This is a genomic window from Sphingorhabdus sp., assembly GCF_044357595.1.
GTDB lineage: Bacteria > Pseudomonadota > Alphaproteobacteria > Sphingomonadales > Sphingomonadaceae > Sphingorhabdus_B.
Genome location: NZ_JBIKPH010000132.1, coordinates 1 through 6,694 on the forward strand (window position 1 = coordinate 1; position 6,694 = coordinate 6,694).

The 6,694-nt window shown below is 56.5% G+C and carries 5 protein-coding genes; all 5 read left to right on the forward strand.

What is annotated here, in order from left to right; all coding sequences use genetic code 11:
* The first annotated feature begins 129 nt into the window (after positions 1–129).
* Positions 130–1,866: a peptidoglycan D,D-transpeptidase FtsI family protein gene (locus tag ACIQ2T_RS11175; RefSeq protein WP_397590874.1), complete on the forward strand. Its 1,737-nt coding sequence runs from the start codon at positions 130–132 to the stop codon at positions 1,864–1,866.
* Positions 1,866–3,293, forward strand: coding sequence for a UDP-N-acetylmuramoyl-L-alanyl-D-glutamate--2,6-diaminopimelate ligase (locus ACIQ2T_RS11180; RefSeq protein ID WP_397590875.1), 1,428 nt, complete (start codon positions 1,866–1,868; stop codon positions 3,291–3,293). The genes ACIQ2T_RS11175 and ACIQ2T_RS11180 overlap by 1 nt, the downstream gene beginning before the upstream one ends.
* Positions 3,290–4,678: a UDP-N-acetylmuramoyl-tripeptide--D-alanyl-D-alanine ligase gene (murF, locus tag ACIQ2T_RS11185; RefSeq protein WP_397590876.1), complete on the forward strand. Its 1,389-nt coding sequence runs from the start codon at positions 3,290–3,292 to the stop codon at positions 4,676–4,678. The genes ACIQ2T_RS11180 and murF overlap by 4 nt, the downstream gene beginning before the upstream one ends.
* On the forward strand, positions 4,678–5,748 hold the full coding sequence (mraY, locus tag ACIQ2T_RS11190; protein WP_397590877.1) for a phospho-N-acetylmuramoyl-pentapeptide-transferase: 1,071 nt from the start codon (positions 4,678–4,680) through the stop codon (positions 5,746–5,748). The genes murF and mraY overlap by 1 nt, the downstream gene beginning before the upstream one ends.
* Positions 5,745–6,694: UDP-N-acetylmuramoyl-L-alanine--D-glutamate ligase (murD, locus tag ACIQ2T_RS11195; protein ID WP_397590878.1), on the forward strand; the 950-nt coding region annotated here is incomplete at its 3' end. The genes mraY and murD, both read left to right, overlap by 4 nt.

A 6,694-nucleotide genomic window follows, 5' to 3' on the forward strand; every position in this document is an offset into this window, starting at 1 on the left:
ACCTAAGCCTGCGGCACCGAAGGTTGAGCAGACGCGGACCGAGCGGCTGGCGCGGATGGACGAAAAGCTTTTGTCCGACGACTTCATGCGGGATATTTCGGCTAAGGCCGCTAATGAACGCCGCCGGTAATGATTCCGCAAATCGCCCGCACGACAACTCGGAAAAGCGGCGTTAACCCCCCGCCTTTTGCGGCCCATGGTTTCTGGCGGATGCTTATTCTGCTGGTTGCATTTGGTATGTTCGTTGCGTTGCTCATTGGGCGGCTTGCGACTTTGGCCTTGTTCGAAAGCAGCCGCGCTTACGGTGCGACCAGCACAGACTATGTGCCAGATCGCGGTGACATCGTTGATCGTAACGGCATTCCTCTGGCGCGCAGCATTTATGGCTATGCCATTTGGGTGAAGCCTGCCGACCTCCTTGGCGACCGCAAGCAATTGGCAACACAGTTGGCAGCAATTTTTCCGGATACGCCAGCGGCTGAATTTTACGCAAAACTGACCGATGACAAGCCCAGTTACTTGCGTAACCGCGCATTGCCGGAGCAAGTCCGCGCGGTCCATGATCTTGGCGAAATCGCCATTGAGTTCCCGCGCGAAGCCACGCGGCTTTATCCACAACACGACATGGCAGCCCATGTCCTCGGTTTCGTAAACCGTGACGGCAAAGGCGCGATGGGCATGGAGCGGGTAATGAACGATTATCTGCGTGACCCGGCCAAGCGTGGGACACCTTTGAACCTTGCCTTGGACGTCCGAGTTCAAGCAGCGTTGGAGAGCGAACTGGCGTCGGGCATGACCGCTACGGCCGCCAAGGGTGCCGCCGGGGTCGTGTTGGATGTGCAAACGGGCGAAGTGGTTGCCATGGCAACATTGCCTTCGTTCAACCCGAACCGGCCGTCCTTTGCGAACATCCCCGATCTTGGCCAGACGATCACTGACGGTCGCTATCCCATTTCGCGGCAGACGAACAACGTAACGAACCGTGTATATGAACTTGGCTCTACTTTTAAGCCGCTTACTGTTGCCGCTGCCTTGGACGCGGGAACGGTGCGCGATCTTTCCGTTCGGTATGACGCCACCAAGCCGCTTCAAGTTGGAAAGTTTAAAATTCGGGATTCGCACCCATTAAACCGCTGGATCAATACACCAGAGACGCTCATCCACAGTTCTAACATTGTGACGGCGCAAATTGCTGACCAATTGGGTGCTGTCCGCATGGACGCGATGTTGCGTGCAATGCATTTTAACGCGCGTCCGGATATCGAACTGGCAGAAAAATCTATGCCGCTATATCCCAAGACCTGGGGCCGCCTGACCAATATGACCGTCGGGTTCGGACATGGCATCGCGGTTACGCCAATGCATTTGGCGAGTGCGTATGCCGCGATGGTCAATGGTGGCATTTATCGTCCGGCCACAATGTTCAAGACGAAAGCCGATGCCAAAATTCCCGGCAAGCGGGTCTTTACCGCGGCAACCAGTGCAAGGATGCGGCAATTGATGCGCATGATCGTCGTTGACGGCACGGGCAGCCAAGCCGATGCACTGGGATACCGCGTTGGCGGCAAGACGGGTTCTGCGGAAAAGCCAGGCGTTGGCGGTTATAGCCGCAATCTGGTTGTTTCCACCCTTGCCTCTGCATTCCCGATGGATAACCCACGTTATGTGGTGCTTGCAATGCTCGACGAACCTCAGGGTACGGAAGCCTCAAGCTTTCAGCGGACCGCCGGTTATACCGCTGCGCCCGTTGTCCGTAAGACAATTACACGCATTGGGCCATTGATGGGAATTATACCTGACATGAAACGCGATGTTGATGTATCTGAACTGATGCCTTTATTGTGGAAGGCGAAGGGAGAGCAATAGTGAAGCTCGGGCAATTGGTAAGCGGTGCCGATCCGGCATTGGCCGACAGAATAGTGACCGGCTTTGCCATCGACCATCGGAAAATTGCGCCCGGCACAGTTTTTGGCGCATTTGAGGGCGCCGCATTTAACGGCGAAGATTTCATCGACGCTGCAATCGCCGCCGGTGCAGTTGCTGTTGTCGCGCGTCCGGAGGCTATGGTGCAGGGCGCTGTGCATGTTGCCGACGACAACCCACGCAAGGCATTTGCCGAACTCGCGGCAAAATTCTTTCGGCCATTTCCCGAAAATGTGGCGGCGGTCACCGGAACGAATGGCAAGACTTCGACTGCTGAGCTTACGCGGCAGCTGTGGCGAATGTCGGGGCACAATGCGGCATCTATCGGAACATTGGGCATTACAACGGCTTCGGATCAGGCAAGTACAGGCCTTACAACGCCAGACATTGTGACTTTCCTTGCCAACATGTCTGGCCTTGCACGTGAAGGCATCAGCCATGCGATATTCGAGGCATCAAGCCACGGCCTGTCGCAATATCGCAGTGAAGGCGTGCCCGTTTCGGTTGCCGCTTTCACTAACTTAAGCCGTGACCATCTTGATTATCACGGGACGATGGAAAATTATTTTGAGGCCAAAATGCGCCTGTTTGACGAAGTCGTCGACGCCAATGGCTGCGCCGTGATCTGGGCAGATGATATTTGGTCTGAACAAGTCATTGCGCGTGCCCGCCAACGCGAATTGCGCCTGATCACCGTGGGGGAAAAGGGCAAGGGCATTCAACTGATCTCCCGCCAAGCGACCCAGCTTGGGCAGACGCTTGAGCTGCGTATTCAGGGCGATGTGCATACGGTTAAGCTGCCGCTTATCGGCGCCTATCAGGCCGCAAATGCGCTCGTCGCGGCAGGGGTAGTTATAGCAAGCGGGGGAGAGGTGGAGAGCCTGCTTTCCCATCTGGCGCGGTTGCAGCCAGTGCGCGGACGACTGGAGCGTGCCGTCATTACCAAAAGTGGCGCGCCTGTGTATGTCGATTATGCGCATACGCCCGACGGCTTGCGCGCGGCCATTGCAGCATTGCGCCCGCATACGAAGGGCAAGTTGATTACTGTGTTCGGCGCAGGCGGCGACCGCGATACAGGCAAGCGTCCGGAGATGGGCGCTGTGGCCGTCGCGGACTCTAACATTGTTATTGTCACTGACGATAACCCAAGAAGTGAGGACCCATCGCTCATCCGCGCTGACGTCATGGCAGGGGCCAAGGGCGCGCATGAGATTGGCGACCGGCATTATGCGATCGCCTTTGCCATCGAACATGCCGAACCCGACGATATCGTGCTGATCGCGGGCAAGGGCCATGAACAAGGGCAAATCATTATGGGCCGCGTTCTGCCTTTTGACGATGTCGAAGTCGCCCGGGAATGCGCGGCATGACCGTGTTATGGACATTCGAGGAGTTGCTGGCGGCAACTGGCGGGACAGCTTCGGGGCATTTTGACGTTACGGGCGTTGCGTTTGACTCGCGTGAAATCGGCAAAGGCGACCTCTTTTTTGCGTTGAAGGGTGCAGAGACCGATGGGCATCTGTTCGTAGACAAGGCCTTTGCCAATGGCGCAGCGGGCGCGATTGTGTCGCAGCCCGTTCCGTATCCGCACATTCTAGTTGCAGGCACGATGCAAGCGCTTGAGGCGCTTGGTCATGCGTCACGCGCGCGGACTAAGGCGAAAATCATTGGGGTTACGGGCTCCGCCGGTAAGACAGGCACGAAGGAGGCGCTGTTTGCCGCGCTTGATCGTTGCTCACGCGGGCGGGCGCACCGTTCGGTCAAAAGCTACAACAACCATGTTGGCGTGCCCTTAAGTCTTGCGCGGATGCCCGCGGATTGCGACTTCGGCGTTTTCGAAATGGGCATGAACCACGCTGGTGAAATGCGCGCGCTTAGCCATATCGTCCGGCCCGATGTCGCCATCATCACCACCATTGCACCTGCACATATCGAATTTTTCAAGGACGAGAGCGGTATTGCTGACGCCAAAGCCGAAATCTTCGAAGGCTTGGTCGAAGGCGGCACGGCGATATTGCCTGCCGACAATGTGCATTATCCGCGTTTGCGCGCGGCAGCTGAGCAATACACCAACGCCATATTGTCCTTTGGCTTCAGCGCGGATGCAGATGTCCGTGTGATCGACCATTTGGATAGCGTGCATAATAGCACGCTGATTACGGCCAAGGTGTGCGACGCAATATTGTCTTTCAACCTGTCTCAACCCGGGCAGCACTGGATCGGTAACAGCATGGCCGTATTGGCAGCAGTGTTGGCAGTGGGTGGCGATCTTGCCGCTGCTGGCCTTGCCATGGCGGAAATGGGCTGCCTTGCCGGACGCGGTGCGCGGCACGACGTTGCGATTGCCGGAGGCACCGCCCATTTGATCGATGAAAGCTACAACGCCAACCCTGCCTCAATGGCCGCGACTATCGGCCAATTGGGCTTGTCGGGTGGCGGGCGACGCATTGCTGTGCTGGGGTCCATGAAAGAACTTGGCGACAAAGGCGATGATTATCACCGCGTCCTTGCAGCACCCTTGGCTGCCGCAAAGGTCGATTTTGCTATCCTTGTCGGCAAAGAGATGGCAATTCTTGCTGAAGATTTGAAAGCAGGGGTTGAGGGACCGAAGGAATTCGCGCATTGCGCGACCGCGCAGGAGGCACTTGTCCTTCTGCAACAATATCTTTGCGCATCGGACACGATTTTGGTCAAAGGTTCCAACAGCATGGGACTTTCCACCATCGTCAGCGCGCTGACGGGTGGGAAAAACTGATGCTTTATGTTTTGGCTGAATATCTTGGTTTTCCTGGGATACTTAACCTTATTCGCTATCTAAGCTTCCGCTCGGGGGCTGCGGTTGCAACCGCTCTTGTTATCGGCCTGCTTATCGGTCCACGCGTCATTGGCATGCTGCGCGTGCGCCAAGGCAAGGGCCAGCCCATCCGCAGCGACGGGCCGCAATCCCATCTTGCAAAAGTGGGCACCCCAACAATGGGCGGGCTGATGATATTGGTCTCGGTCGGCATTTCCATGCTGTTGTGGATGGATTTGAAGAATGTTTACGTTTGGGCCTGCTTGCTTGTGACCGTGGGCTTCGGCACCGTCGGGTTTCTCGATGATTATGACAAGGTCAAGAAACGCAGCCATAAGGGCGTATCTGGCAAAGTCCGCTTGTTGTGGGAGTTTGCGATTGCGGGCGTTGCGGTATCGCTGATTGTCGCGCAATCAGGTGGGAATTTGTATCTGCCGTTTGTTAACGGCCCCGTGATCGACTTGGGCTGGTGGTATGTACCTTTTGGTGCGTTTGTGATTGTTTCATTCGGCAATGCAGTAAACTTGACCGACGGCCTTGATGGCCTTGCGACGATGCCCGTCATCATTGCCTCCATTGCATTTATGTTGATCGTCTACATGGTCGGCAATGCCAAATATGCAGCATATCTGGGTATTCCGTTCTTTTTGGGAGCAGGGGACCTCGCCATGCTATGTGGCGCGATTGTGGGCGCGGGCCTTGCCTTTTTGTGGTTCAACGCCCCGCCTGCGGCTGTTTTCATGGGCGACACGGGAAGCCTTGCTTTGGGCGGAACGCTGGGCGCGATTGCCGTTGTGGCGCACCATGAATTTGTTCTTGCCATCATCGGCGGACTTTTCGTTATTGAGGCGCTTTCGGTCATCATTCAGGTGTTCTGGTTCAAGCGGACCGGAAAGCGCATTTTCCGCATGGCGCCGATTCACCACCATTTTGAACAGCTGGGCTGGTCGGAGCCGACCGTTGTCATTCGGTTTTGGATTGTGGCTTTCGTATTGGCGCTTGCGGGGCTATCAACCCTTAAGCTCAGATGATTACTACCCCTGCCTTTAAAGACCGGAAGTACGCTATATTGGGGCTTGCGCGATCCGGTCTGTCCGCGGCACGTTCTCTCGTGGCAGGCGGCGCGCAGATATTGGCGTGGGACAATGATGAAGGCGCACGCGCCAAGGTCGCTGACATCGCGACGATTACTGACCCGTTGCTGAGTGACCTGTCCGGTTATGACGCGATTGTGGTATCACCCGGCGTACCGATTAACCGTCATCCCATCGCTGAAAAGGCAAAGGAAGAGGGCCTGCCGCTGATTGGTGATATGGAATTGTTTGCGATGGCGCGGCCTAATTTGCCGCCGCACCGCGTGGTCGGCATTACCGGAACCAACGGCAAATCTACGACGACGACGCTTGTGCATCATGTGTTGGAAAGCGCAGGGCTGCCGGTACGCATGGGCGGCAACATCGGGCTGCCAATATTGTCGCAAGCGCCATTGCCCTCAGGCGGGGTGTATGTGCTTGAGCTTTCAAGCTACCAGATCGACATTATGCATACGCTCGCTTGCGATGCTGCCGCGCTCATCAACCTGTCGCCTGACCATCTTGACCGCTATGACGGCTATGAAGGCTATATGGCGTCGAAAGCGCGTCTTTTCGAAATGCAGACGGGACAAGAAACGTCGGTCTTTGGCAAAGGCGACGCCGACACCGAGCGGGTCTATCGCGACGTGCTTACCCGGCGCGGGGCGGAGTTTGTGCATTTGGCGGATCCGCAGTCGGTCAGCAGTCAAGAAGAATGGCCGTCGCTGCAAGGGCCACATAACCTTCAAAATATAGCAGTGGCCATCGCCATCGTGGAATCGCTTGGCGTGACCGAAGCGCAATGGCGGCCTGCTATGCGGACCTTTAAGGGGCTTGCCCACCGCATGGAGGTTGTTGCCGAACGGAACGGCGTATTGTTCATCAACGACAGCAAGGCGACCAA